This window comes from Candidatus Obscuribacterales bacterium, assembly GCA_036703605.1.
Taxonomy (GTDB): Bacteria; Cyanobacteriota; Cyanobacteriia; order RECH01; family RECH01; genus RECH01.
In genome coordinates this window covers 1-1,750 of record DATNRH010000455.1, presented here as the reverse complement: position 1 = coordinate 1,750, position 1,750 = coordinate 1, and the positions used below count along the sequence as shown (strand labels likewise).

Sequence of the window (1,750 nt, the reverse complement as noted above, 5' to 3'; positions counted from 1 at the left end):
GATGGCTTCAATACTCTGGTGATGACTCCAAAATTCCTACCGCCGCTGATGCCCAAGTCGTTATGGAGCGGGTACTGTACTGCATCAGGTGTAGGATACTCCGATACATCTCATGCCTCTAGAAAACCTCTGGGCGTCGCTTTTCCTGAGAGATGGTGAAAGGACGATCGCTTTTCCCAGGAAGAATGTTGGAAGGGGCGATCGCTTGTAGACTACGAATCACCTTCTCTAAGAGATAACAAATAGGAGGTCAAGAAATCCTAGAGACCTTCCAAGGTTTAGACGTTCGATCTAGGACAGATCTCAACCGGCTGACTCTAGATCTATGACTAGCTCATCACAGCTCTAAGAGAGCGATCGCCAAAATTTACGCAACCCATGTCTGGACGAGATAGAATACGTCCACTTAGGTCGAGCTAGCGAACCAAGGATTGGAAAATGGCTCAAGGTGGATTTGAACCACCGACACGAGGCTTATGAGTCCCCTGCTCTACCCCTGAGCTATTGAGCCGAATGGGGTGACTTGACGTTCACCATAGTCGATAAGGCCAGTTGGCTGCCCTCATCGCCTTAATTAAATTAACATAATTTGCGCTTACGTCATAGAGGCAAGACAATTTTTTTTTCGTTGATGGCAGTCAGCTTGATCCAAAGGGATTCAACCGATGATCTGCACCCCGGACACAGGTCTCTAAAGCTTGGGAAACCGGATGACATGGGCGATCGCCTCTAGGGTGAGGGTCTCTGCTGTTATCGTCAAAGTTTCTAAGTTTAGGTGGATACCGTCCATCTCAAAGTTCTTGAGATCTAAGACTTGGGTCGCACGCTCGATCAACGCTTGGGTGACGGCTGACGGCAGATCTTGCCCCTGGGTATAGCGCACCTGGTCAAGCTGTACCCGTCGCCCCTGATCAATAATTTGGGGCGTTGCGTAAAACTCAACGTGCTGAGCCATGTCTTGAGGACGCAAGCTCACGGTAGCTTGAATGATCAACTCCCCCGTATCACAGAGCTGGCAGTTCACCGATTGCACATCCAGAACAACCTCTTGCCCATCGTCTTCAACTACCACGCCCTGCATCTGCGCATTGAGAATGCTGGAGTTAAACGCTTGGGTGAGGTCGGAGGCGGTGAGGGTAATGTGAGCGCTGCCTTGGGTTGGATGGGTGAGTTGGATATTGCCCATCAGAGCCGCCATTGGATTCACGGCGACTTGCCCAATGCGAATGATCATGTGCTGCATGCGCAAATCTTGCTGCATGACTAGCCCTTTGCCATCAATTAACATGGACTCTAGCCGCCCTTGAGCAATTAGATCCATATTGGTTTTGATCTGAACGGTCAAATCATCGACGTGATCTAACTGGCTAGATAGGGCTAGCTCTGCAATTCGATTGAGGGTTTTTTCCCCGAGGTTGTCAAGTCCTAATAGCACCGAGAGTCTGATCCTAAAACTAGGTGATTCCTCTCAAGTGTAGGCGAATTCATTAAGAATTGTATCGTTCCCAGGGATGATCCGAACCTATCTTTACCAAAGTCCAGGAACAGGAGCGACAGAGGGTTGGCGAATGATAGGAGGATTGTAGGGTGGGGCTGGGTCGAAGCGCTCGGTTGGCACGATGGGCTGGAGTTGCAGGGATGTTTCGTAGGGGCTGACAAGGTCTGCCGTACGAATCAGCGGTGAATCATTGGCCTGCTGGCGCAACAGATCTTGGGTGAGGTTGCTGATGGCTCGACCATCAGAGGCAAT

At 50.3% G+C, this 1,750-nt stretch carries 2 protein-coding genes and 1 tRNA gene; all 3 read right to left on the bottom strand.

The annotated features are described in order from the left end of the window. Positions 1 to 439: 439 nt before the first annotated feature. A tRNA-Met gene (locus tag V6D20_09620) sits at positions 440 to 511 on the bottom strand. 180 nt (positions 512 to 691) lie between these two features. After that, positions 692 to 1,435, bottom strand: a complete 744-nt coding sequence (locus V6D20_09615; GenBank protein ID HEY9816036.1) for a DUF2993 domain-containing protein — start codon at positions 1,433 to 1,435, stop codon at positions 692 to 694. 93 nt (positions 1,436 to 1,528) lie between these two features. Further along, the coding region (locus V6D20_09610; GenBank protein HEY9816035.1) for a hypothetical protein at positions 1,529 to 1,750 on the bottom strand (222 nt) is incomplete at its 5' end.